Annotated in this window: 20 protein-coding genes; 3 read left to right on the top strand and 17 right to left on the bottom strand. The window is 40.1% G+C overall.

From position 1 onward, the window contains the following. The first annotated feature begins 20 nt into the window (after positions 1-20). On the top strand, positions 21-2192 hold the full coding sequence (locus tag BMX21_RS04205) for a metallophosphoesterase (RefSeq protein ID WP_242952868.1): 2172 nt from the start codon (positions 21-23) through the stop codon (positions 2190-2192). On the opposite strand, the gene BMX21_RS04200 is transcribed toward BMX21_RS04205, so the two are convergent. The 5 genes from BMX21_RS04200 to BMX21_RS04180 form a co-directional block, all read right to left on the bottom strand. Then, positions 2164-2913 (bottom strand): amino acid ABC transporter ATP-binding protein, encoded by a 750-nt coding sequence (locus BMX21_RS04200; protein ID WP_278303924.1) that lies wholly within the window; start codon positions 2911-2913, stop codon positions 2164-2166. The genes BMX21_RS04205 and BMX21_RS04200 overlap by 29 nt on opposite strands. A gap of 99 nt (positions 2914-3012) precedes the next feature. Continuing rightward, positions 3013-4512, bottom strand: coding sequence for an ABC transporter substrate-binding protein/permease (locus BMX21_RS04195; protein WP_092041667.1), 1500 nt, complete (start codon positions 4510-4512; stop codon positions 3013-3015). Positions 4513-4702: 190 nt separating this feature from the next. Beyond that, positions 4703-5779: a tRNA 2-thiouridine(34) synthase MnmA gene (gene mnmA / locus BMX21_RS04190; protein ID WP_092041663.1), complete on the bottom strand. Its 1077-nt coding sequence runs from the start codon at positions 5777-5779 to the stop codon at positions 4703-4705. Positions 5780-5886: 107 nt separating this feature from the next. Then, positions 5887-7011, bottom strand: a complete 1125-nt coding sequence (locus BMX21_RS04185) for a cysteine desulfurase family protein (RefSeq protein WP_092041660.1) — start codon at positions 7009-7011, stop codon at positions 5887-5889. Between the two features lie 356 nt (positions 7012-7367). Further along, positions 7368-8690 carry an O-acetylhomoserine aminocarboxypropyltransferase/cysteine synthase family protein gene (locus tag BMX21_RS04180; protein ID WP_022754024.1) on the bottom strand — a complete coding sequence of 441 codons (1323 nt, stop codon included), beginning with the start codon at positions 8688-8690 and terminating at the stop codon, positions 7368-7370. A gap of 494 nt (positions 8691-9184) precedes the next feature. Between BMX21_RS04180 and BMX21_RS04175 the strand changes: the two genes are divergently transcribed. Then, complete coding sequence (locus tag BMX21_RS04175; protein WP_092041656.1) at positions 9185-10081, top strand: LysR family transcriptional regulator; 897 nt, start codon at positions 9185-9187, stop codon at positions 10079-10081. Between the two features lie 209 nt (positions 10082-10290). Here the strand turns inward: BMX21_RS04175 and BMX21_RS04170 are convergent, their stop codons facing one another. The 8 genes from BMX21_RS04170 to BMX21_RS04135 form a co-directional block, all read right to left on the bottom strand. After that, on the bottom strand, positions 10291-10662 hold the full coding sequence (locus BMX21_RS04170; protein WP_022754022.1) for a hypothetical protein: 372 nt from the start codon (positions 10660-10662) through the stop codon (positions 10291-10293). Between the two features lie 153 nt (positions 10663-10815). Continuing rightward, the gene (locus BMX21_RS04165; RefSeq protein WP_092041651.1) at positions 10816-11373 is read right to left on the bottom strand and encodes a GNAT family N-acetyltransferase; all 558 of its coding nucleotides are present in this window, start codon (positions 11371-11373) and stop codon (positions 10816-10818) included. A gap of 58 nt (positions 11374-11431) precedes the next feature. Beyond that, positions 11432-11956 (bottom strand): GNAT family N-acetyltransferase, encoded by a 525-nt coding sequence (locus BMX21_RS04160; RefSeq protein WP_092041648.1) that lies wholly within the window; start codon positions 11954-11956, stop codon positions 11432-11434. 362 nt (positions 11957-12318) lie between these two features. After that, on the bottom strand, positions 12319-12681 hold the full coding sequence (locus BMX21_RS04155) for a hypothetical protein (protein ID WP_092041644.1): 363 nt from the start codon (positions 12679-12681) through the stop codon (positions 12319-12321). A gap of 32 nt (positions 12682-12713) precedes the next feature. Next, complete coding sequence (locus BMX21_RS04150) at positions 12714-14030, bottom strand: MFS transporter (RefSeq protein WP_092041640.1); 1317 nt, start codon at positions 14028-14030, stop codon at positions 12714-12716. A 34-nt stretch (positions 14031-14064) separates the two neighbouring features. After that, positions 14065-14361, bottom strand: a complete 297-nt coding sequence (locus tag BMX21_RS04145; RefSeq protein ID WP_242952867.1) for an MATE family efflux transporter — start codon at positions 14359-14361, stop codon at positions 14065-14067. Positions 14362-14471: 110 nt separating this feature from the next. Then, the gene (locus BMX21_RS04140; protein ID WP_092041637.1) at positions 14472-15821 is read right to left on the bottom strand and encodes an FtsW/RodA/SpoVE family cell cycle protein; all 1350 of its coding nucleotides are present in this window, start codon (positions 15819-15821) and stop codon (positions 14472-14474) included. Position 15822: 1 nt separating this feature from the next. Beyond that, positions 15823-16152, bottom strand: a complete 330-nt coding sequence (locus BMX21_RS04135) for a PadR family transcriptional regulator (RefSeq protein WP_022754015.1) — start codon at positions 16150-16152, stop codon at positions 15823-15825. Between the two features lie 641 nt (positions 16153-16793). Here BMX21_RS04135 and BMX21_RS04130 point away from each other — a divergent pair. Then, entirely contained in the window at positions 16794-18557 is a 1764-nt protein-coding gene (locus BMX21_RS04130; RefSeq protein ID WP_092041633.1) for a hypothetical protein, read from the top strand. Between the two features lie 96 nt (positions 18558-18653). Here BMX21_RS04130 and BMX21_RS04125 read toward each other — a convergent pair whose 3' ends face one another. The 4 genes from BMX21_RS04125 to BMX21_RS04110 form a co-directional block, all read right to left on the bottom strand. Continuing rightward, positions 18654-19607: a hypothetical protein gene (locus BMX21_RS04125; RefSeq protein ID WP_092041627.1), complete on the bottom strand. Its 954-nt coding sequence runs from the start codon at positions 19605-19607 to the stop codon at positions 18654-18656. Between the two features lie 219 nt (positions 19608-19826). Further along, the gene (locus BMX21_RS04120) at positions 19827-22418 is read right to left on the bottom strand and encodes an ABC transporter permease (protein WP_092041624.1); all 2592 of its coding nucleotides are present in this window, start codon (positions 22416-22418) and stop codon (positions 19827-19829) included. Further along, on the bottom strand, positions 22415-23110 hold the full coding sequence (locus BMX21_RS04115; protein WP_022756844.1) for an ABC transporter ATP-binding protein: 696 nt from the start codon (positions 23108-23110) through the stop codon (positions 22415-22417). The genes BMX21_RS04120 and BMX21_RS04115 overlap by 4 nt, the downstream gene beginning before the upstream one ends. 305 nt (positions 23111-23415) lie before the next feature. Beyond that, positions 23416-24414 (bottom strand): sensor histidine kinase, encoded by a 999-nt coding sequence (locus tag BMX21_RS04110; RefSeq protein WP_092041621.1) that lies wholly within the window; start codon positions 24412-24414, stop codon positions 23416-23418. Between the last annotated feature and the right edge of the window lie 105 nt (positions 24415-24519).

Genomic DNA, 24519 nt, shown 5'->3' with positions numbered 1-24519 from the left:
TATAAGAAAGGGAATAACAAATGAAAATCATAAGAAAGAAAACTGATCAGAACATTCCCAATCGTAAGATAAAAGCTATCATTGATATGATGTTTGATGACATCCCCTATTCTGAAGAAGTTGTACAGGCGCAAGAAAAGATAGAGGACGCTCTCAACACAGAGTTTGATATAATAAAAGCTAACCGCCACGAAGACGAGGCGTTGGAAGAGCTTCTCGGCAAATATGGGAAGCTGTCGCAAATGGCAGAACTTGCTGGTTTTTCTGCTGATGATGCGAAAAAATGGCGTGGCGAAACACAAGCAGTAGACTATCGCATACTAAAAAAAGAAATATGGAAACAACGATTAAGAATATATCTTACATCGGCATTTTCTGTGTTTGCTATGTTGCAAGTCTTTTGGCTGATATATAATATCGTGTCTGCACCTTCTGCAATATTGGGGAATATTATTTTAATAACAGTCGATCTTTTTATTGCATCAATTCCATTCTGTAAATATCTGAAAACAGAGAAGTCCGCTGTAGGAAATAAATACGACACTGATGCCTACAAATACCTCCGCGCACGTAGCGACAAATACTCAAAGCGTCTGTTAAACGGAATCGCTCTGCTTTTTGCTGTGTTATTCGCATTTGTGGCATCGGAACTTAGTTTTATCTTTTTCGGACATTCAAAATCAGCTGAATTTTCTGAAAATTTCTTCAATAACAGCATAGTTATCGAGATACCAGTTTTTCTGCTAATAAAAAATATTCTAAGCCTAAAAATGATAAGGCAACGAATAAACAATCCCGACATAAAAAAGTATAAAAAGCACATCATCGGCATTACTACATTTTCAGCCGTTTACTGGCTTATAGTGTTTGCATTTACTATCATCAAGAGCAAGAATATACCATTCCCAGTAAATGTCTTCTTGACAGCTGGAATTATCTTCGGGCTACTCATAACAACTTATAACTTTACTCTCAGACGAAAAATCACATTTCAAAATATAGTTATTAACAAGCCAAGAATAGCTCTTTACACGGCTTTCGTTGTTACGACATCAGGAATTATGTTCTTGAGGCAGGACACATGGTATACGCAAAGCTACATCAACTCTGTTCCCATTGTGGAACATAACATTCATAATATAGAATACAATGACTCCACTGGCATTTATACTATTACAAAGTCAACCGACGATTTTAAGATACTGCACCTTACCGATATTCACATTGGAGGGAGTCTGTATTCTTACCGCAAAGATATGAAAGCTCTAAAGGCTTGCTATGCAGAGATAGAGCATACACACCCTGACCTTGTTATAGTAACAGGTGATCTTAGTTTTCCTCTAGGCATCATGTCAATGTCTCTGAATAACACGGCACCTGTTGGACAGTTTGCGGCATTTATGCGAAACACTGGAATCCCGTGGGCATTCACCTATGGCAACCACGACACAGAGTCACTTGCATCAGCCAATAAACGGGAACTAAACGAAGTGTACAAATCACTGTCATTTAAGACGTCTGGGACTTTACTTTACCCCTACATTCAACCCGATGTTATGGGCAGAAATAATCAACTTATAGAAATCAGAAACTCCGACGGTTCACTGAACACGGGGCTATTTATGATAGACTCCAACGCCTACACAGGCGAGGGCATCAACGTCTATGACTATATCCACGACGACCAAGTAGAGTGGTACACTGATGAAATAATGCGCATGAACTCTGAGGCAGGTCACACGGTAAACTCATTGGTGTTCTTCCATATCCCCTTGCAGGAATACAAGACTGCCACTGAACTTTATCTTGAAGGAAGTGATGAAGTAAAATATTTCTATGGTGAGAACCCCGGCGACCACGGCGGCATCACCAACGACCTCGTATGCTGTTCCGACTATCCCAGCAAGATGTTCGACACAGCCCTTGAACTTGGAAGCACAACAGGTTTTTTCTGTGGCCACGACCACTACAACAATGCATCCCTTGAATATAAAGGCATCCGCCTAACCTACGGTATGAGCATTGACTATCTCGCTATGCCCGGTATTGAAAAGGAAACAAAACAGCGTGGTGCAGAGCTTATTACCATACACGCTGACGGCTCATGGGATTCAGAACAGATACCGCTAGATTCGATAACTAAACCCAAATCCAATCCTTCATTTATAATACCCTGGACAGAAATTCCTTAAGTCTGTCGCTCTTAGGAGTTTCGAAGATCTCTTCGGGAGTTCCCTGTTCTTTGATACCTTTTTCATCGAAGAACAGGACTCTGTCTGCAACTTCTCTTGCAAATCTCATCTCGTGAGTTACGACAACCATTGTCATGCCTTCATCTGCAAGTTCCTTCATAAGAGACAGAACCTCTCCAACCATCTCAGGATCAAGAGCTGATGTAGGCTCATCGAAGAGCATCACTTCAGGGTTCATGACAAGCGCCCTTGCGATCGCGATTCTCTGCTTCTGTCCGCCTGAAAGGCTATCAGGATATGAATCTTTTTTGTCATAAAGTCCTACTCTTTTTAAGAGCTGGGAAGCCTTGTCCTGCGCCTCTTTTTGGGACATGATCTTAAGCTTCACAGGAGCAAGTGTGAGATTCTGAAGGATCGTAAGGTGAGGGAAAAGGTTAAAATGCTGGAATACCATTCCCACTCTCCTTCTGATCTGGTTGATATCAGCTGACTTTGAAGTGATATCCTCGCCGTCAAGAAGTATATTGCCGCCTGTGACCTTTTCAAGCTGATTAAGAGTTCTGATAAAAGTTGACTTGCCGCATCCGGAAGGTCCGATGATAGCTACAACTTCGCCCTTCCTGATCTGCAGGTCTACATTTTCAAGAACACTTACATCATCAAAAGCTTTAGAAAGATTCTTTACATCTATTAAAATCTGATCATTTATATTTCCGCTCAAAATAATTACCTCTATATCTTATGCTATAAGTCTCAAAGCAGCCTTAGAGACTATGTGTCTTTTTCTTAATCTAAATCATGAAAATATTCCATTTTCCAATTATCTGTCGGATTTGCGAAGACTCTTCTCCCATCTGCCTACAAGCACTGTAAGGATCTCTACGATCACAAGATAGATAAGAGCTACAGCTATAAGAGGAAGGAACGGTTCATAAGTCTGGCTTCTGATAATATCTCCGCCTCTTGTAAGATCCATAAGGCCGATATAACCGCAGATAGAAGTCTCCTTAATAAGAGTGATGAACTCGTTGGCAAGTGAAGGAAGTACGTTCTTGACTGCCTGCGGAAGGATTATGTAGATCATAGTCTGCCTGTAATTAAGGCCAAGGCTGCGTCCTGCTTCTGTCTGACCTTCATCAATAGACATGATACCGCCTCTTATGATCTCAGCTACGTATGCACCAGAGTTAATGGCAAAAGCTATAACTGCAACCAGGATCTTGGATATATTAACTGACTGGAATACTACATAGTAGATGATAAGGAGCTGGATCATAGCAGGTGTTCCGCGGATGATCGTAAGATACAGCTTGCAGATAGCATTAAGTATAGGAAGTACACCGGTCTTATCATGAGCAACTCTTACGATACCTACAAGGAAACCTATGAACACACCAAGGATTACAGCACACAGCGCTATGATAAGAGTGTTCTTAAGTCCAGAGAGTACATATGCCCATCTGTCATTTTGTACGAAGTTCTGATAGATTTTGTCTACAAAACCTATGTTGGAAAAAGATGCATTGTCACCGCGAACTATCATAACCTGTTTACTTGTAACATATGAATCGGAGAAGTTGATAGACTTGGCTCTCTCCTGGGTCATAGTCATACCAGCGATACCAACATCAGCCTTGTGTGAGCTGACTGCACTTATGATAGCATCAAACTCAATATCCTCAATCTCGATATCCATATGAAGGATGTCACCTATGGCACGGATGATATCTATATCAATACCAACGACCTCATTGCCATCATAGTATTCATAAGGCTTAAATGCAGCATTGGTAGCTACTACCAAAGTTCCGTTCTCATAAGTAGTTCCTTCGGGACTTACGTATGGAGTCTTACCTTTAGTATCATCGCCTATATAATTGGCTATGATGCTGTCAAGTGTACCATCATCCTTGAGCTGAACCAGAGCATCATTGATATCAGCAAGAAGCTCATCATTGTCTTTGGCAACAACCATTGCATACTCTTCAAGGGCAAAAGGCTCATCTAAGATCACAAGACCGGGCTCTGTCTCTATAGAAGCAATAGCAGGCTGCTCATCTGCTATAACGCAGTCGATCTTGCTCTGCTTCAGAGCCTGAACAGCGTCTGTAATTTTATTAAATCTCTCTACAGTAGATCCATACTCCGGAGCTTCATAATCACTTGCATAGATATCGCCAGTTGTACCAAGCTGAACACCTATAGTAGCACCCGGAAGATCATCAACAGACTCGACGCTCTTACCCTTATCTTCTGCACTGCAGCCTGTTGCTGCCAGCATCATAATAATAGCTTGTAAAATTAATAATTTCTTCTTCATGTATATTTATTCCTATATAATTTATTTTTATGCAAAACAAACTATATCACAATTTTAACATTATGAAAAGTATAAATATGCATTTTATATTAATTTTTATCAAATCAGCAGGAGAACACTATTATACAGATCATAGAAAAACAAATGCCTACAGCTAAAGTTATGATCACTTGTAAGCTGTAGGCATATATTATTTCCTAATTATCATTCCGCCACCTGCGATGAATTCACCATCGTAGATTACTGCTGCCTGGCCTGGTGTTGCGGCGCGGACTTTGCTTTCAAATTCAATTTTAATAGTGTTGTCATCAACATATTTTACGTGGCAAGGTACGCTGGTCTGAGAATATCTTACCTTCGCTGTATAAGTCTTATTCTCATCGAAGCGCTCCTCACCCATGTGATTGATGTCTGTTGCATATACAACATCGCTAAAAAGGTCATCATTAGAGCCAAGGATAACATCACCTGTCTCTGCATCTATACCGGTTACATATACAGGGTGACCGAGAGCTATTCCAAGGCCTTTGCGCTGGCCTATTGTGTACTGGACTGTTCCTGTATGCTTGCCGACAACCTCTCCGTCTACCAGTTTAAACACACCTTTTTGGCCAAGAGTACCTGTCTCTTCCTTGATAAAGCGGGCATAATCGCCGTCTTCTACAAAGCATATATCCTGACTGTCCTTCTTGTGTGCAACCGGAAGGTTTAACTTCTCTGCTATCTCTCTTATCTGAGGCTTGGTATATTCGCCTACAGGCATAAGGGTATGGGCGAGCTCTTCCTGAGTCAGGTTGTAAAGGACATAGGTCTGATCCTTCTCAGCAGTTACAGACTTCTTTACAGAGAATCTTCCATTTGGTAGCTGTTCTACTCTTGCATAGTGTCCTGTCGCAAGGAAGTCTGCACCTATCTCGCTGGCGCGTTTTAAAAAAGCTCCCCACTTCACATATCTGTTGCAGGCAATACACGGGTTAGGTGTAAGACCCATAAGATATGAGCTTGTGAAGCGGTCGATAACATCCTTCCTGAACTCCTGCCTGAAGTTCATGACATAATAGGGGATATCCAGACACTCTGCTACTCTCCTTGCATCCTCTACAGCAGAGATTCCGCAGCAGCTTCCTTCTTTTTCTATCTTGCATTCATCAGACTGCCATATCTGCATGGTAGCTCCGATGACTTCATATCCCTGTTCTTTTAACAGATAGGCACAAACTGATGAATCAACACCGCCTGACATACCTACTACAACTTTTTTACTCATATATTACCTTACCTAATCTGAATACAAAAATGATCAAAATACAAAACCTATACAAAACAAATCCAAGTACAAAAAAATATCACAAGGTTATTTAATATATCCCTCCATCAGGAAAAAAGCTCTGATAACACCTTCACAGTCTTATCTATATCATCCTGCGTATTCTCTCTTCCTATACTAAAGCGGATAGTCCTTCCGGCTTCATCCTCGCTTTTACCTATCGCAATTAATACATGCGAAGGCTCTAAGGCTCCTGCGCTGCAGGCACTTCCGGCTGATGCACATATACCGTTTAGATCAAGCCTTATAAGGATTGTTTCGGCGCTTACTGAAGGAAATGTTACATTTAAAGTTCCCGGAAGATGCTCATTTTCATTTTCATTGATAATGGCGCCTCTTATATTATTAAGAATCCCACTTTTAAGACTATCTCTTAAAGCACTTATAACAGCTGTATCTGCATCCATCTTGCAAGCAGCTATCTCTACAGCCTTGTCAAAACCTATGATATCAGCTACATTCTCAGTTCCGGGGCGAAGTCCAAGCTCCTGGCTTCCTCCAAATAAGAGTTTTGCAAACTTCTTCCTGTCTTTAATATATAAAAGGCCGATTCCTTTAGGGCCATACAGCTTATGTGCACTGGCGCTCAGAAGATCAATATTACACTCATTTACATCTATTTTCAAATGTCCGAAGGTCTGAACTGCATCTGTATGAAACAATATACCATGATCATGGGCTATTCTTCCTATCTCCCTGATAGGCTGGATAGTTCCAAGCTCATTGTTGGCATGCATTATAGATATAAGAACTGTGTCCTTACGTATAGCGTTTTCAAGGCTTTCAAGATCTATACGTCCAGTGCTGTCCACATCAAGATATGTAACTTCATATCCCTGTTCCTGCATGAAGCGGGCTGTATTAAGGACAGCCGGGTGCTCTATCCTGGTTGTTATGATATGCTTTCCCTTATCTTCACTTATCTTTGCTCCCATGCGGATAGCCCAGTTATCAGACTCAGTACCGCCGCTTGTGAATATGATGCTGTCATATGGAGCATTTATAAACTGTGCGATATTCCTTCTGGCTCTCTCTACCTGCATTCTGGTCCTGACTGCAGGCTGGTAGAACGATGAAGGGTTCATATAATTATCAGTCAAAAAAGGAATCATAGCTTCTACTACAGCTGATTCCGGGCGGGTCGTAGCCGCGTGATCAAGATATATCATCATAATCCTCTATTTGGTTATTTTCCTACTACTTCACTAGGTATTTTAAAAACAAACATATACTACTGTCAACATGCCCTTAATAAAGCATCAAGAAAGCCGCCCTCCGAATGACATTCGTCACCGGACAAGCGGCCCTCAGGTAATAAGGTATAGGAGATTTACAGACCAGAGTTTGAAAACTATTTCAAACAAGTATCGGCAATTATACTTTTTGGTATGTAGTTGGCAATTTATCAATGCTAAAAATGGCAAATTTTGTTGTTACACTGTACTTTGTTTCTGACTTACAAGTCAGATTTTATATAAGGTTTTGATACTATATCTTTATAAATCCACACTTATATAGTTTACAAAACTTATACTGCTTTTTCTACGAGCTCAGGGCTAACCTCTGCTACTGCCTTGAAGCCCTGCTCGAGATCCCAGAGAATGTCGTCGATGTGCTCTGTTCCGATTGAGAGACGGATTGTGTTCTGGTAGATACCAGCCGCCTCAAGCTGCTCAGGTGTCATCTCTGCATGTGTTGTGTCATAAGGATGGATTACAAGGCTCTTTACATCTGCTACGTTAGCAAGAAGTGAGAAAATCTTAAGTCCATCGATGAATGCATATGCTTCCTTCTGGCCGCCCTTAATGTTGAATGTGAAGATTGAAGCGCCTCCATTCGGGAAGTACTTGTTATAAAGCTCATGATCAGGATGATCAGGAAGAGATGGATGGTTAACCTTCTCTACAAGAGGGTGATTAGCAAGGAACTCTACAACCTTCTTGGTATTCTCAGCGTGTCTTTCAAGACGAAGTGAAAGTGTCTCAAGTCCCTGAAGGAGGATCCATGCGCTGATAGGTGCAAGTGTTGCTCCTGTATCTCTTAAAAGGATAGCTCTTATGTAAGTTACGAATGCTGCAGGGCCTGCTGCGTCTACAAAGGATACGCCATGATAGCTTGCATTGGGCTCTGTGAACTGAGGGAACTTACCTGAAGCCTTCCAGTCAAACTTACCGCTGTCTACAATGATTCCGCCCAAGGTTGTTCCATGTCCGCCTATGAACTTGGTCGCAGAGTGTACTACGACATCTGCGCCATGTTCGATAGGTCTGATAAGGTAAGGTGTTCCAAATGTATTATCGATCACAAGCGGTATGCCGTGCTTATGAGCAAGCTCTGCAAGTGCATCGATGTCCGGAATATCCGAATGAGGATTTCCAAGAGTTTCAATGAAGACTGCTTTAGTCTTATCGTTAATAGCTTTTTCAACTTCGTCAAGGTTATGTACATCTACAAAAGTTGTGCTGATGCCATATCCGGGAAGTGTCTGATCAAGGAGGTTATAACTTCCTCCGTAGATTGTCTTCTGTGCTACTACGTTGTCGCCTGCCTTAGCAAGTGCAAGTATTGCATATGTTACAGCTGCTGCTCCTGCTGCAACTCCAAGTGCTGCTACACCGCCTTCAAGAGCTGCTATTCTCTCTTCAAGTACGCCCTGTGTTGAGTTTGTAAGTCTTCCGTATATGTTACCTGCATCTCTTAAGTTAAATCTGTCTGCAGCATGTTGTGCACTATGGAATACATATGATGTTGTCTGATAGATCGGTACTGCTCTTGAATCTGTAGTAGGATCCGCCTGTTCCTGACCTACATGTAACTGTAATGTTTCAAATTTGTAATTATGTTCGCTCATACTCTCATCCTCCATTTACCTTATCAATTTATAATTGATGATCTTTTTAGTTGTTTGCAATGACCTTTATATTGATCATTTCGTTATTGTTATCTTTTGTGTTGTCCTATTCGAATTAGGTTTCTTGCTGTTGAAATAACAATACACTATAGAGATGAGCTTGTATAATTCCTAAATCCAAGAACTTGTTATAGCCTAAAACTATAACAGGGAAGCTATTATTAACAACTGATCAATTCCATATTGTTTTAATTACTAGTTTTTATAAGCAATCCGCAAAGCACATATTATTTTCCAATAGCCGCTGCTATATGTATATTGTTATTCTATATATAGCAAAACAATGGTATATTTATGTATGATTCGTATCACCCTAATAAAAGCTGATATCAGATGGCATCATAGTATTCAATAAATATAGTAATAAAGCCAATCAAATTCACCTTAATCGAAGGCTCTATTACCCACAGATTCACCACATCACGAGGTTGACCATGACACTACAGCAGATGAAATATGTAATAGAAATTGCAGAACGCGGTTCCATCAATGAAGCTTCCAAGGCACTCTATATATCACAGCCAAGCCTGTCAGGAGCTGTGCGAGAGATTGAGAAGGAGCTTGGGATCAGCATCTTTTCAAGAAGTAACAGAGGCATAACACTTACTACAGAAGGCAGTGAATTCGTAGGCTATGCCCGCCAGATCTTAGAGCAGTACAAACTCATGGAAGACCACTATCAGGGCAAGCCTGAAAACGAGAAGAAATTCTACGTATCCGCACAGCACTATACATTCGCTGTAGAAGCTTTCTCCAAGACTATATTAAAAGCAGGAATGGATGAATATGACTTCGCCATATACGAGACAAGAACAAGCGAGATAATCCAGGATGTCAAGAATATGCGAAGTGAACTTGGAATCCTGTATCTTAACAACTTCAATGAAAAAGTACTAAATGATGATTTTAAGGAGAACAATCTGGTGTTCACAGAACTTTTTACCTGCAATACCTACGCATATCTAAGTTCAGATCATCCTCTTGCCGGTGAAAAGAGTGTATCCATAAGCGACTTGGAAGAATACCCTTGCCTATCTTTCCATCAGGGAGAGAAAAATTCCTTCTATTATGCAGAGGAAGTTCTGAGCACATATCCTTATAAAAAAATAATCCATGTAAATGACAGAGCGACTGCCCTTAATATGATGACTCTCTTAGACGGCTTCACTCTGTGCAGCGGTGTCATCTGCAAAGAGCTCAACGGAGATGGATACACATCCATCCCTCTTCAAAGTGATGAGGTAATGCGCATAGGCTATATCAAGCGATCTGACACCAAGCTATCTCCAATCGCCAAGCAGTTCATCAAAGAGATGAAAAAATATGGGTAAAGAGAATAGACTCTTCACCCATACATGAAATACTAGCAAATATGCCGTACATAGAAATACATCCCTGTATTTCTGGGCATGTACTATATACATCCTGTATCCCCGTACATAGAAATATATCCCTGTATTTCTGGACATGTACTAGATACATCCTGTATCTCCGTACATAGAAATACATCCTGTATCTACCTACTGTGTGAGCTATCCTATCATACCAGAAACTCACCGTAAGATCCCGGATAGCCCTTTTTAAGAGCTTTGTTGAACTGACTGCGAAGGCGTCCATATGCAAGCCATGCAGAAACATATTCCATGATAAGGATCATAGCAAAAACAGGGATTATGAATATGAACAGATGTGTTTTGTCTTCCAATGCTGTATTACTTAACATCGAAACTGTCATGAATACAAACAGTATAAGCATAATAGCAAAAGAAACGATCACATTTTTCTTTTTAGAATTAACATGTTCTGTTATGCTTGCATTTATCTGTGTAAGCTGGTTCTTGTTTAGCTGTCCGGCCTCTATGGCACGTTTAGTATTGTCATCTAATGATTTGTACTGAATTCTAACTAACATTTAATATATCTCCTATTTCTTAACCAATTTGCAAAAACGGTTTTCATTTTTGCGTACAGATTCACATATTATCACGATAATAGAGGCTTGGCAAGCTAAAAGTACAAAATCCTCGTATTCTAAAACCGGAATTTCGTTTTTGGTTATCATATATTATTCCTCATCAAAAATATTCGCCATGATTATCTCATCAATGTAAGTGCCGTCTTTAAGTTTGAAAGCTCTTGGGTTTACGCCATATTCTTTAAAGCCGAATTTCTTGTAGAGATGTCTTGCTCTGTCGTTGTCTGCAAATACACCAAGTTCTACCTGCTCAAAGCCGTTCTCTCTGGCCTGTTCAAGAGCTGTCTTCATCATGAAGCTTCCAAGACCCATGCCTGTATAAGTCTGGCGGATGGACATTCCAAGGTATCCGCGATGGAGATATTTTACATGTGGTCTTACAAGGGTAACTCCAAGATCGCCTACTACCTTGCCGTCAACATAGGCTGTTACCATGAAGTCTCTGTCACTTTCCGAAACACCTTTCAGGATTTCGGTAATCCTTTCCAAATTCATCTGACCATCTTCAGGCTCTCTTGCCATGAAATGGGTCTCGGAAGAAGTCAGCTCTCTGTGAGTTTTGATCTGCATGGCATCTTCAGGGCCTGCACTTTTTATAATGGCAATTTCACCATTGGGGAGCTGGTATTGCTGTTCTTTGATTCTCATGAGTTTGTCTCCTCGTAATAACTATTTCTGTAATCCCTATATATTTCAGGTTAGACGCTTATAAAGTGATCCAGTATCTCTGCAGGATTTCGCCGTCTTCATCTGTGACCTCATTTTCAAGGACTCCGCCGTTATTCATTATGGACTTGGCAGAGCCTATATTGGTCTTATGGCAACTTATAAGGACATTTTCTATTCCAAGCTTCCTGCATTCTTCAAGTGCCATGCCTATCATCTTACTAGCATAGCCTTTACGTCTTTCTGAAGGTCTTATGCCATCGCCTATATGTCCGCCTTCTCTAAGAAGGTGATCGTTCAGATAATGGCGGATGTTGACAGCCCCAAGAAGTCTGTTCCTGTCTTCATCAAGAAGGAAAAAAGTTGAGTCTGGCACAAGGCCGTCTCTTGCTTCCTTAAGTTCCAGATTCTCAAGATAGTAATCAAAATCGTGATAATCATTTTTAAAGATTGCATAAGGTGAACGATCAGTATTATTTTTGACCTGATCTTCTTTCCACTCATCGATCATCTCACCAAGCTGGTGTTCGTATTCTTTTGTTAGTTTGATCAGCTTAAGACTCATTTTTTCTTTTCTCCTATTCTGTATTCGTATTTCTTTTGGTAAAAAAAATCCTCATCAAACTGAATTAGTATGATGAGGAATGAATTCATAGGTATATCTTTTGAATTGCTTGTTTTTATATAATATACTGCAATTCTCTTATCCTCATCAGTTCAACACTTTTAAACCCCTGATTATTATTCACGGATTTGGTAGTGAGCATTGAATTGACGAGTCTGGATAAAATCATATGTACGTCCTTATATTGTTTGTATGTTTGGTAATCGGTTAATTGAATTTCAGAAAAATATTAGTTGTAAGTATAACTGTCAGATAATTTTATGTCAATAACTAATTCTCATTTTGGTCTTTAATATTTATTATCATTCTGAAATTGCGAATGTAACTTGCCACTCCCCTTGTATGGGAGCATTGTTACAAGTCCAGAATTCACCCCATATTTCGAATTCAACTAACTCATCATATGGAATATCAAAAATATACTCTTCGTAACTATCAGTTTTATTGTCTGCCCAGAAAGATATGCTGCTATAATACTCGTCAACTTCTCCAGAAGAGTTTTTCAGATAAATATATCCATGATTGTCTGTATTAAGGATATCATCATACTTACACTGAATGTGAAGTTTACCATTAACCATTCCTGTTCCCGTAAGTGTTACACCATCACATAACTTATAGCCGTTTTCCTCTGGCATACAAAAATAAAGACATATAGCAACCAATTGCCACTATATGCCTTATATTTATTCATCAATTACTTTTTATGCTCTCTATCAGCAAAATACAGTGGAATCAGCGTTACAAGTAGCACTATGAGCCCTGCGATAAAAACAGCATTTGTAGGCAGATATTCAGTAAATCCGTACTCATCAACAAATTCGCCGCTATTTTTGATAACAGGATTGGATATAAGCGGCGCGATCACCATAGGTATCAGCACGTAAAAGACAATCCTGATCCCCTCAAACTGTCCTCTTGAATCCTCAGGGTAAAGACGCTTTGACCATACTGTGATAGTCTGTAAAAAGAGAATATATCCAACGCCAACAAACAGCATTCCTGCCATAAGATTTGGATTCCATATGGTACTCGGGTCAACGTTTGTAGGTGATACGAAAAGCCCAATAGCAAGAAGCCCAATAGAATTCAAAATTATCGCTGCAAATATCAGAAGCGACGATCTGTCAGCCTTTATAAGCTTAATAGCAGGAATAGTCACAAACATAGCAACAATAAGACCCACGCCTTCTATAAGTCCCATAGTGTCTGCTGTAAATCCAAGATAATAGATCATGAAGTTCCCAAGATGTGAAAAGTACACGTTAAAAGATATAAAGTATACCGCAAGCATCAGATTTACAAATACAAGTTCTCTGTGCTGGAGATATGTTTTTATGTTAAATATTGAAAAGAACTGCTCTGAAAATGAGCCCTTTATTGATGGCTTTAAGCTATCAACATCCTTCATTCCAAACAGTGATACTATTCCCAGAAGGATCACACTTCCTCCAATAACTGTAAATAATCTCATATAGTTGTCATCTGCACCAACAAGTAATCCTCCCGCAATAGTTCCCACAATGGTTCCTATTACTGGCTGTACAGCAAGAGCTGCTCCCAAAGCACCAGAGTTATCAGGTGTCATATGGTCATTGATCCAGGCATTAAAACCTATATCATTTCCCATGGAGCCAAAAAAGCTCATGATTGCATCAGCTGCTACTACTGCAAATGCAATTCCAATAAGTGCAGAATCACTGCCTTTATTCATAAATTCTGTTGTTCCAAAGATAATGGTGAAAATTCCCCAGAGGATATATCCCACAGACACAAGAGTCTTTCTATTACCCTTTCTGTCGGAGACACATCCAAAAAGAAATGTAGAAACTGTGGTTGCTGCTGCAGATATTGCAAGCATCCATGAAATGATAGTCGGGTCCTTGGCTATCTTGGCATATACAAAGGTGTTAAACCACTGATTCTCCATATTCCAGCATAACTGCCCCGCAAGTCCAAGAAGCCAGATAAGTAGCCAAAAAACAATACCGCTTTTTGCATTATTTTTACCCATATTAAGCCTCCCGTTTATAGATTATGATGGCATGTTATAGCGACTGATCGATTGCCATCCTCTTTTTGAAGTACCTATACCTCATCCAGGCTGTGATTCCGCTGCTGCCAATACCATTGCAGAGCGCGAAAAACAGAAACGTTACAGATCCTGTGGCTCCTATCGCTGCAAGGGCATCTGCACCTACGAATTGGCCTACGATAATAGAATCCACCAGGTTGTAAAGCTGCTGGAACAGATTACCGATAAGCATGGGTATCGAAAATTGTATTATAAGTGCGACCGGATTACCCTCGGTCATGTTTAAGATTGATGTTTTTTGATTTTTCACTTTAGACCTCTTCTCTTTCAATCTAAAGTTTATACTAGTGGGCAAAGAAAAACCAGCAACTTTTTATCACATGTTGCCGGTTTTTTATCATTTTGGGTGAAGTTTGAGTTTTATAATAATCTATAGTCTACTGATACATGTTTTGGATAGATACTCTTGTATTTGTATATACTAAGAACTATTCCTATTAGTATATACGTAACTATGATATAACTTCCGCCGGAAGACATAAGTGGCAGGAATGTTCTTGAAGGCGGGAACCATCCAAGATTTTGAAAGATGTTGATAAAAGTAGTTACAAGAAGCACCATTCCGCAGCCGCATCCCATGAGCATTCCAAGCTGATTCTTCTGCTTAAGTGATATTCCAAAGACAATTGCTATAAGAGCTGCAAGTGCGCATGCAATAAGTATTCCTGCGATCAGCCCGTATGTAATTGATATATATGAAAGAACGTATGCTGAGTTATATTCAGGTATTGTAATACTTGCATCTACTCCGTTACTTCCATAGAATCTGCAGGATGCTACTACATTTCTAAGAATATTGGGAAGATAACTTGCCTCGCCGCTGCCTGTAAAAAAGGCTACGAGTCTTGCCTTCTGATAATCTGCTAATCCATTTCCAAAGAACATGACTACAGATGCGATCACCGGAAGTCCTACAAATACGCCCCATATTGATGCTATTGCTGTAGGCTTTGAAACCTTGAACCAGCCTTTAGAGGTTGCGATGGTAAGTAGTGTAAGCATTGATATCAGCATCATAAGAGCTGTTACAAGTGCAGGCATCTGCATTACAAGAAAAACAGGGACGATCATCCAGAAAAGTATCTTAATAAAATCAAAGACTGCGCTATGTCTTTTGCTTGAAGTCGCACTACCATTCCTGTATTTATAAAGTATACCTGCAAATACAGGCACATACAGCATCATCACAGCTTCAACATTAATATCTATAAAGAAAGCTCTGACCCATAACTGTGCTCCGTTAATGTATGTTCCAAACATTCTTGCATAGATACAAAGACCGATCAGACAAAGAGCAATCAATTTTGAAAATCTTGCAACATGCGTATAATCAACAAAATATATAGCAAGCATTACAAGAAAACCTGCTCCAAACATGATCATCGTTTTACTGGACTGGTTATAAACACTACCCTCAGCACCACTTGCAATTGCAAAGTGTATAAGCGCTGCAGCAATACTTATAACAAACACAAGAGCTATCATCCCCCACGCAATACTAGGTCTGTGAACTCTATCAAGCGCGATTCCAGTTTCTATGGGATCTCCCATATCCTTTACTGCTGCCCTTACAGCTTCATCCTTATCCATTCCGCTTGCGATATTGTCATTAATCTGGTCTTCCAGGTGGTCACGCAGTTCTCTCTCAACATATGGTCTTACGTTCTTACACCGGATCTGTTCTATTACTGCCTTTAAATATTCTTCCATTTCAAGCCTCCATTACAAGTACGTTACAAACCGCTTTCTGATAGGTGTTCCATTCCTGAGTCTTTTCTTCAAGCTTTTTTTTACCTTGTTTGGTAAGGCTGTAATACTTCCTGACTTTGCCAAGAGCTTCCTGCTCATATACCGTTACGAAATTATTCTCTTCAAGGTTATGAAGAAGAGGGTAAAGAGTGCCTGCCTTAAGTTCAAATATATTCTGAGATTTCTTGCGAAGAGTGTCGATCATCTCGTAGCCGTACATGTCTTTCTCAGACAAGAGCTTTAAGATCAGCATAGTCATGCTTCCGGAAATTAAAGATTTATCAATAGCCATAGTGTCCTCCTTGTTGTAGTTATCTGAAATGTTTAGCTTTTATAAAATATATAGGCCGCCGATATAGTATGTAGATTATCTATATACTATATCGACAGCCTATATATGTCAACTATTTTATTCAGCATCAGATAACCATCTGAAAAACGAACAGGGTCCCAGGTATTTCTACCCGGGACCCTGCTGCTATCTTTATAGCAAAACTTCTGACTCGAGCATTTCCCCAAATGCTCATCCCCACTTTTTCCACGCTTACGGATGTTAACTAATTCATCTGACTTTACTTAAGATAGTAAGTCTTTCAGTTTTCGGAGTAGCCTCTTATGAAGGCTACTCCAATGAACCGTTAATAATAAATTTCTTGGGTGATTTACTATTACGTTTCACTTATTTGCAACAGGCACAAAGCTATAATGTCATTGCTTTTCGGTCCTTCTAAGCGCCGGCTACATGTTCACTATACAATGAATAAAAATGTCTGTCTCAATTTTCTGACGAAATGCACATTTCACCCGACGAACTGCACCATAAATGCAACGAAATGTCCAAATCAAAACTCAAACTGACATATTGTATACATAAAGTATACATGTGATAATTAATATCAATTGAATTGAATATATAGGAAGGAGATACTTTTTATGGGGAACTATCGTAACTTCACTCTGACTACGTACTTCGTAGCTCAGGCAACTGCTACTATCACAGAAGAAGAGCTTGAGAAACAGCTTTCTTTTATACTTAAGCACATAAGACTTGATAAAGTATACCTTGAGCCATGGCGCGGTCTTATGGCTTCGCACGAGCAGGTAGAGATGTGCAAGAGAGTATTTGAAAGACACGGAATCATAGTTTCAGGCGGAATCACTACTGTAATCCCAACTCCCGAAGGAGACAAAGAAAAGGCCAGGCTTTTTGACACTTTCTGTTATAACGATCCCAAGATGAGAGCAAAGCTTAGGGAAGTAACAAGCTTTTTAGGGGCTCATTTTGACGAATTTATAATAGATGATTTCTTCTTTACTAACTGCATGTGCCCGGAATGTGTTAAAGAAAAAAATGACTTTAATAAATCTCACGGCATAAAAAGCGGATGGCAGGAATACAGACTTGATCTTCTAAAGAGAATCAGCAAAGAAGATATAATAGCTCCTGCAAGAAAAGAAAATCCGAATATCAAAATCACTATAAAATATCCCAACTGGGCAGAAAGCTATCAGGAAACAGGCTATAACCCTAAAGAACAGCGCGAGCTTTTTGATAACATCTACACAGGAACAGAGACAAGAGATCCTGTATCGACTGATCAACACCTGCCAAGATACCTTAGCTACAGCCTCATGACCTATTTTGAGAATATGTGGCCAGATCACAACGGCGGCGGCTGGTTTGATACTTTTGATATGCATATCACGGAGCACTATCTTGAGCAGGCTTACCTTACAGCCTTTTCACAGCCAAAGGAACTGATGCTCTTCTGTTTCCAGTCAATATATGACAATATGTTCACGCCGTCCCTTGGATTCCAGCTTGATAAGCTCGATGATGTTATGGATAAGGCAGGCAAACCTGTTGGAATCACCTGTTATCTTCCTGACAACTGCCAGGGCGAAGACAACATTCAGGACTTCCTTGGAATGGTGGGACTTCCTATAGTGTGCAGTCCTTATTTTCCGGACAAAGAAGATCAGATCATGCTCACAAGATCGTCAGCTTATGATCCTGATATTATTGAAAAGCTTGAGAAGTACCTTAGAGAAAAGGGAGGCAACGTCCTTGTAACAACAGGATTCTGGGAAGCAGTAGGTGAAAAGGGCTATGACCTTACATCAATAAGACTTCGTGGAAGGAAGATAAGCGCAAACAGATATAGAGTTGAAAGCGCCGCTACAAAAGGACATTCAACTTATTCATTCCCTTACAGCGATAAGCCTGTAACTATCCCTGTAGCTGAGTTCAGGAATAACTCGACCTGGGCAGTTGTTAAGGCATCCCACGATGAAGAAAGCTACGGAATCCTCCTTAGAGATGACTACTGCGACGGACACATCTGGACTATTGCAGCACCTGACGCATTCCCCGACTACTACAGACTGCCATCAGAAGTCCTTAGCCGCATAAGACAGGCACTTCCTGTAAACGGAGTATGGTTCGAAGGCCCCTCCAAGATCAGCCTCTTTAACTACGACAACGATTCCTTCATCATATATCCATATGTAATGGACAACGTCCAGCATGAAGAAATACTCGTACACGTAGCAGGCGCCAAAGCCTTAGAAGCATCTCCCAAGCGCTTCCCTATGGAGAATAGCCGTATAGAACCGCTCTATTTTGAAGGCGACGAAGCTGTATTCAAGCTTGGCACAGATCCGGGAGTCTTCAGAATCTATTCAATAGTAAAATAAAACATAAAAATAAAATTCCCTTCGGATTTGCCGGAACTGTCAGCTCCGGCAAATCCGAAGGGGACGCTGTCTTAATATATGGACGATCTGGCTTATTTACTCTCTCACAGCCTTGGGTTTTGCGAGATTTATGATCTTGTTCGCTGCAAGGTTTGTAAGAAGGAGGAGCTCTACATCATCCCTGTACTCAGGCTTTGCGAAGTAGTAGGCATATGTCTTAACAAGGGAGAAGATGTTAGCTGTCCTACCCTCGATCTTAAAGTTCTTAAAGCCCATTGGGATATATTTTTCCCATATTGCATCAGGGCTTATGTGAGTTTTGTACTTCCTTGTAATGGACGGCATTGAGTTATCGCCGTAGGAGCACTCCCATGGAATAAGGGGTTTTTGCTTATCCTTTGGAAGCTTTCTGTTCTCTAATGTGATTCTGTTATTTTCGCCTATAACTCTGTAATGCTCTGCTCTTCTGGGGCAGTCCGGTATGCAGCAGGCGTTGATCAAAACTTCGCATCTTTCCTTGTCGATGATCTTGTCTAGTTCATCAAAATGGTTGTTCATATTGTAATCAAGGACTACGAGGTTATAGTCTTTTTTCAACTCCTCATTAACACCGTCAATAGTTCTGATGCACTTGCAGGTAGAGCTGTTGAGCTTAAGGTTTGGATGAGTCTTTCTGATATACTCTTCAAGAATAGGAGATACTACAAGAACTCCGTTCATCTTCTTTTTGGTATCGATCTGATCAAGGCAGAAATTGCAGTACTCGTTCTCAAGATCAGCTTCTGTGATAGTCGGATTGGTATAGGTATATCTTACAGCAACGTTCTTGGCATTAATAGCTCTTACAACGCCTGTTACATATTCTCTTGCGCACTGATCTCCTGCGCTGTATCTGCCGCTACTCCAAAGTGATGCTGGAAAATCGCCAAAGACAGACGAAATCTTAACACCTTCTCTGAAATACTTTGGAAATCTTTCAAGCATGTCTATAAGTAACATATTAAGTGGAAAATTATACCTAAGCCCCGGTATATGAAATAGTGCCTCCATAGCTGTATCCCCCTAAAAAATATGGTCTGCCCACAAAATAGATCGTGAGCAGATAAGAAAATAATACCTTATGCACTATTCATTTTACAATTATTGCTAATTATTCTCTTCCCATATATTGCTTTTTTATACTAGATATAAGCCACATATCCCGACGTTACAGGATGTAATAGGGGAATGTCCAGAAGTACACGGATGTACTTCTATTCCCGTCAGTATTTATACCGCATCTTCTTTTAACGTTTCGATTATATTGTCGTCCTTGATCTTATGGATGCTAAGGGCCATGCTGATACCAAGTATTCCAAATACCGCAACTGTAACTACGACATAGAAATCCAGATTGGGCTTAAAGGCATAAAGCGCTGAGTCAAATGAACGGTACATCATATAGCTTATGAAAAGAGATAATGGAAGTCCCCATAATAGAGCCTTAAAGCCATAAAGGAATACTTCAAGCCATATCATCTTCTTAAAACCTTTGTTATCAAGACCCACAGACTTGTACATTGCAAACTCTTTCCTTCTAAGGAGTACTCCTGTAGAGATAGTATTAACAATATTAGCAACGGCTATGAGAGTTAATAGTATGGAAAAGCCGTACATAGCAGTGTTCAGCATAAGGGTAATAGTGTCCATGATCTTAAGAGAGCCTGTAAGATCCTGACAGAAATAGTTATGATAACCTTCCCCGTTCAAAATCTCATTGATCTTAGCAAAGACTTCTTCGTTATTACTACACTCTACGCCAAGATCGAGAGTGAGCTTATCAGCTGGCAGCACCTCTTTGGCCTTATCATAATAAACTGACCTTGGTACATAGACTGTCATCATACCAGCAGGTGTGTACTTATAAACCTTATTGTCATCACTATACGGTACAATAGCTGCAACTTCGATCGCAGGTGGGAATCCTAAAGCTTCATCATAATGAAGGCTCTGACCTATGATCTTATCATTAAAAACAGGCTCATCATTTTCTTCATGGAAATAGCTGTTTAGAAGGACGCCTCGCAATTGTCCGGAATAATAATCATCACTTGAAAGACCATTCTCATCCAGTATCTTGTCAAAATCGTCATCATCAACTATTGCTACAGCCATAGTATAAAGGTCAAATGCATCCGGCTTATCCCTAAAGCTCTCTGTAAGGAAGTCCCTATTTGCTATATCAGTGTTTGCAAGAGTTGTATGTATGTCATCAGGCTTTTTCTTAAATGTAAAATGGATCATGCCGGCGCTATAGACAGCTTCTACTCCGTCTATTTCTTGGATACGGCTTCTAAGTCTGTCGCTTTCATCGAGCGAACAGGATGCTATGATCTGATAAGGAATATCAACGTCGTATCTATTAGCCCTTGCAATTGATCTGCACATAAAGTTAATTGTGAGAAAAAGAATTATAGAAACTGCAATAGAGACTGTAATAACCTTGCCCTTTATTCCGTTTCTTTTGATATTCTTATAGGCAAGCTCTCCTTCGTAGCCGAATATCTTGCTAACAAGAGGATTTACGCGAAGCTTTCTTGCCTTTACCTTGATAGTCGTGCTCTGTCTAAGAGCATCAATAGGCATGATCCTGGCTGCCTTAATGCCGGGTACCAGCACAGATATCAGAATTGTAAGTGCCGCAAAAAAGACTATAGCTATAACCACAGGCATCTGTACTACTATCGGAATCGTACCTCTCATTCCTTCTGCGCCTGCAAGTATATCTGCTTCCAGGATCCTGCTTCCTAAAGCAGCAAGTGTAATCCTGGTTCCAATATAACCAAATAATAGTCCAAGAGGGATGCCGACCATTCCAAGGACGAATCCTTCGTAGTAGATTGAAAATCTCTTCTGCCTTGCAGTTGCACCAACGCTTGCCAGCATTCCAAGATATCGCATTCTCTCTGTAAGAGACATACCTATTGAGTTGAATATCAATATAATTGAAGTTCCAATAACTATAGCAAGTGCAATCCCCAGCATTACAAAAAAGCTCTTGTAAGATCCGCCGCTTCCTTCAAAAGCAAACCTGCTTAGCATATATTCTGTATTTATAGTATACTTCTCTATTCCATACTTTTTTGCAAGGTCTTTGACCTGTCTGATGGCAGAGCTGTCGCACTTATCCAGCATTATAAAAACCTGCGCTTTATCCTGAGAAGGATAATAATCTTCATCAAGTCCCCTAAGGATGTCCCAATCCTTGGTAGGCCTGTTACCATGCAAGATAGCAGTAATAGTGCAGGTCTCAACAGACTTTTTTTCAAAGCGTTCACCTGATCTGTAGTTACCTCCCAGATAAGAAAAGCCTTCAAGATCATCATCAATATATCTGTAGCCTTCCTCAAATGTGAGAGTATCGCCTACTTTCAGATCAAGACCATTATCTTTTAGGAACTGCTCTTCTACAGCGATCTCTGTTGAATCTGATGGAAGTGTACCATCGTAATCAGAGACAACACTCATAGAATAATCTCCCATGGTTGCATGCTCTATATTGCCAACTTTATATCTTTCTTCTGTATCTGTTATAAGACGTACGCCTGTCTTCTCCTCGTCGAGTTCTCTAAGTCCAACAGTTTTAAGGCTCTTATCTTTAAGAAGCGCCTGATACTGGGCTCTGGACACTTCGTCAAAAGAAGCATTTGCAGAGCCGGAAGTCTGAACTGATATATAGCCAAAAAAGTTAAAGAAAGAGAAAACTCCCAGAAGTATTGCACTGATGAGGGCTGTTGAAGTGGCAATGCCAAGGATTGTAACAACGGACCTTTTTTTATTCTCAAGAAGATGCCTTAGGGTTAGCCTGTATATGATATTCATGATGCCATCACCCCGTCTTTCTTTGAATCTCTGGTAATATGGCCATCTTCTATAGTGATCACTCTGTCTGCTGATAGAGCTATCCTCTCATCATGAGTTATTATGATAACTGTCTGATTGTTTTCCTTATTGAACTTCCTAAGAAGAGAAATGATCTCCTTGCTGTTTTCAGAATCAAGGTTACCTGTAGGCTCATCTGCAAGAAGAAGAGCCGGATGATTCATGAGTGCTCTTCCTATAGAGACTCTTTGCTGCTGCCCGCCTGACAGCTGGTTTGGAAGGTGTGATAATCTTGCTTTTAGCCCTAGCTTGTCTACGAGTTCATTAAGAAGATCCTTATCAGGCTTCTTGCCGTCAAGAAGGATCGGAAGTGTCATATTCTCTTCAACGTTGAGGATTGGGATAAGATTGTAAAACTGATATATTAATCCGATATTTCTCCTTCTAAAGATAGCAAGCTTGGTTTCATCAAGCTTACCTATGTCAGTTCCTGCGATATTACAGGTTCCTGATGTGGGTACATCCACTCCGCCAAGTATATGCATAAGTGTAGACTTGCCTGATCCTGAAGGCCCCACGATCGCCACAAATTCTCCCTGTTCTACGTCAAAAGAGACATTTTTAAGAGCATCAACTCTTGTCTCTCCTTGTCCATACACTTTACATAAGTTTCTGATTTCCAAAATATTCATTGTATACTTTTCTCCTTTCTCAGTGCAAAAACATCTACTATACTAAGTGAACTTAATCGGTAATAGTTTTTCTATTAATTTGATGAAATTGCCAAAAGAATCATTCACCTTTGCAATCTTTTCTTGTTCACTTGTGTTTTGCTGTTCTGAGAATAGATTATCGTAAAGACCTTACTATCAAATGACTATTAGATTACAATTTAGTCATATATACTTATATCTCTACATTTATGATTAATGCCAGATAGATCTGCAATCCATTGTAGATACTACGTCTGTATACATACATATATTGTCTTCCTCTTTCACAGGATTGTCTTGTAGAATCTAACTTTGAACCTGGTTCCTTCTCCTTGCCTGCTCTCTACAAGGATATCGCCATGCTGACTTGTGATTATAGTCTTTGAAAGAGCAAGCCCTATTCCAACACTGTCTTTTCCCGCATTACTACCCTTATAGAATCTTTCAAAAATGTGTGGAAGCTCATCTTCTGCAATTCCGCAGCCATTATCCTTTATTTCTATTTCTGAATAAATGTTGGTTTCGTTTGCAGATATTTCAAGATTCCCGCCTTCATCTATATGTTCAATGCAATTTTTCACAATATTCTGAAGAGCTTCTATGGTCCAGTTTCTGTCGCATTTTATGAGCATCTTTTTATTATCATGGTGATATGAGATGTTTTTAAGCTCAAGCTGAATCTCAAAAGGTTTCATCACTTCTGTGATAAGCTCGTCTGCCCTTGCAGCTTCCGGCTTCATAGTGATAGTACCTGCATCTATTTTTGATAGTTTTAGAAGCGTCTGTATAAGCCAGTTCATTCTGTCAAGCTGATGGGACTGAGTCGTAAGAAATTCAGTTCGTTTATGCTTATCATCTTCTGTCATTAATAGATCATTCATCACTATCATAGATGTAAGCGGAGTTTTGAGCTGGTGGCTGATATCTGCAATAGCATTGGACAGAGCCACTTTATCTTTGGAAAGAAGTTCTTTTTGATGGCGAAGGGTTGATGTGGCTTTATAGATATTGGTTTTTAATAGTGACAGCTCACCTTCTTCCTGATCCAGGATATTGGGAGTCTCTCCGCCTGCAAGTACTTTCTCAAGATAGGAGCTAAGAGCACTGATGTCTTCATACCTTTTCTTGGTTATATAGACAAAGCCGCCTGTTATAAGACTTCCAAGCCCGGTAAGTAGAATAAATGCGGCTATGCCATAAAGTGCATACCCGCATATAGAAGCTATAAGAGTAACCAGCGCTGCTGCCATGATCATTGTCCGTAAATCTTTGTCTTTAAGCATATAGGTTTTCTCCGGTTTTAGTACAAAAGGTTATTAGCAACCGTCTCACTTGGACGGACCAGCATCCCCAAAGCCTTTACAGTGATAGGCAGTATATAAGTCATT

This window comes from Butyrivibrio sp. TB, assembly GCF_900110805.1.
In the GTDB taxonomy this organism is placed as follows: domain Bacteria; phylum Bacillota; class Clostridia; order Lachnospirales; family Lachnospiraceae; genus Butyrivibrio; species Butyrivibrio fibrisolvens_C.
The sequence above is the reverse complement of the archived record's forward strand: the minus strand, read 5'-3'. Positions and strand labels throughout refer to the sequence as shown.

Excerpts from the sequence above, each read along its gene's own strand:
- BMX21_RS04205 (WP_242952868.1), top strand. The coding sequence starts at position 21 with ATGAAAATCATAAGAAAGAAAACTGATCAGAACATTCCCAATCGTAAG.
- BMX21_RS04195 (WP_092041667.1), bottom strand. The coding sequence starts at position 4,512 with ATGAAGAAGAAATTATTAATTTTACAAGCTATTATTATGATGCTGGCA.
- mnmA (WP_092041663.1), bottom strand. The coding sequence starts at position 5,779 with ATGAGTAAAAAAGTTGTAGTAGGTATGTCAGGCGGTGTTGATTCATCA.
- BMX21_RS04185 (WP_092041660.1), bottom strand. The coding sequence starts at position 7,011 with ATGATGATATATCTTGATCACGCGGCTACGACCCGCCCGGAATCAGCT.
- BMX21_RS04180 (WP_022754024.1), bottom strand. The coding sequence starts at position 8,690 with ATGAGCGAACATAATTACAAATTTGAAACATTACAGTTACATGTAGGT.
- BMX21_RS04175 (WP_092041656.1), top strand. The coding sequence starts at position 9,185 with ATGACACTACAGCAGATGAAATATGTAATAGAAATTGCAGAACGCGGT.
- BMX21_RS04170 (WP_022754022.1), bottom strand. The coding sequence starts at position 10,662 with ATGTTAGTTAGAATTCAGTACAAATCATTAGATGACAATACTAAACGT.
- BMX21_RS04165 (WP_092041651.1), bottom strand. The coding sequence starts at position 11,373 with ATGAGAATCAAAGAACAGCAATACCAGCTCCCCAATGGTGAAATTGCC.
- BMX21_RS04160 (WP_092041648.1), bottom strand. The coding sequence starts at position 11,956 with ATGAGTCTTAAGCTGATCAAACTAACAAAAGAATACGAACACCAGCTT.
- BMX21_RS04150 (WP_092041640.1), bottom strand. The coding sequence starts at position 14,030 with ATGGGTAAAAATAATGCAAAAAGCGGTATTGTTTTTTGGCTACTTATC.
- BMX21_RS04140 (WP_092041637.1), bottom strand. The coding sequence starts at position 15,821 with ATGGAAGAATATTTAAAGGCAGTAATAGAACAGATCCGGTGTAAGAAC.
- BMX21_RS04135 (WP_022754015.1), bottom strand. The coding sequence starts at position 16,152 with ATGGCTATTGATAAATCTTTAATTTCCGGAAGCATGACTATGCTGATC.
- BMX21_RS04130 (WP_092041633.1), top strand. The coding sequence starts at position 16,794 with ATGGGGAACTATCGTAACTTCACTCTGACTACGTACTTCGTAGCTCAG.
- BMX21_RS04125 (WP_092041627.1), bottom strand. The coding sequence starts at position 19,607 with ATGGAGGCACTATTTCATATACCGGGGCTTAGGTATAATTTTCCACTT.
- BMX21_RS04120 (WP_092041624.1), bottom strand. The coding sequence starts at position 22,418 with ATGAATATCATATACAGGCTAACCCTAAGGCATCTTCTTGAGAATAAA.
- BMX21_RS04115 (WP_022756844.1), bottom strand. The coding sequence starts at position 23,110 with ATGAATATTTTGGAAATCAGAAACTTATGTAAAGTGTATGGACAAGGA.
- BMX21_RS04110 (WP_092041621.1), bottom strand. The coding sequence starts at position 24,414 with ATGCTTAAAGACAAAGATTTACGGACAATGATCATGGCAGCAGCGCTG.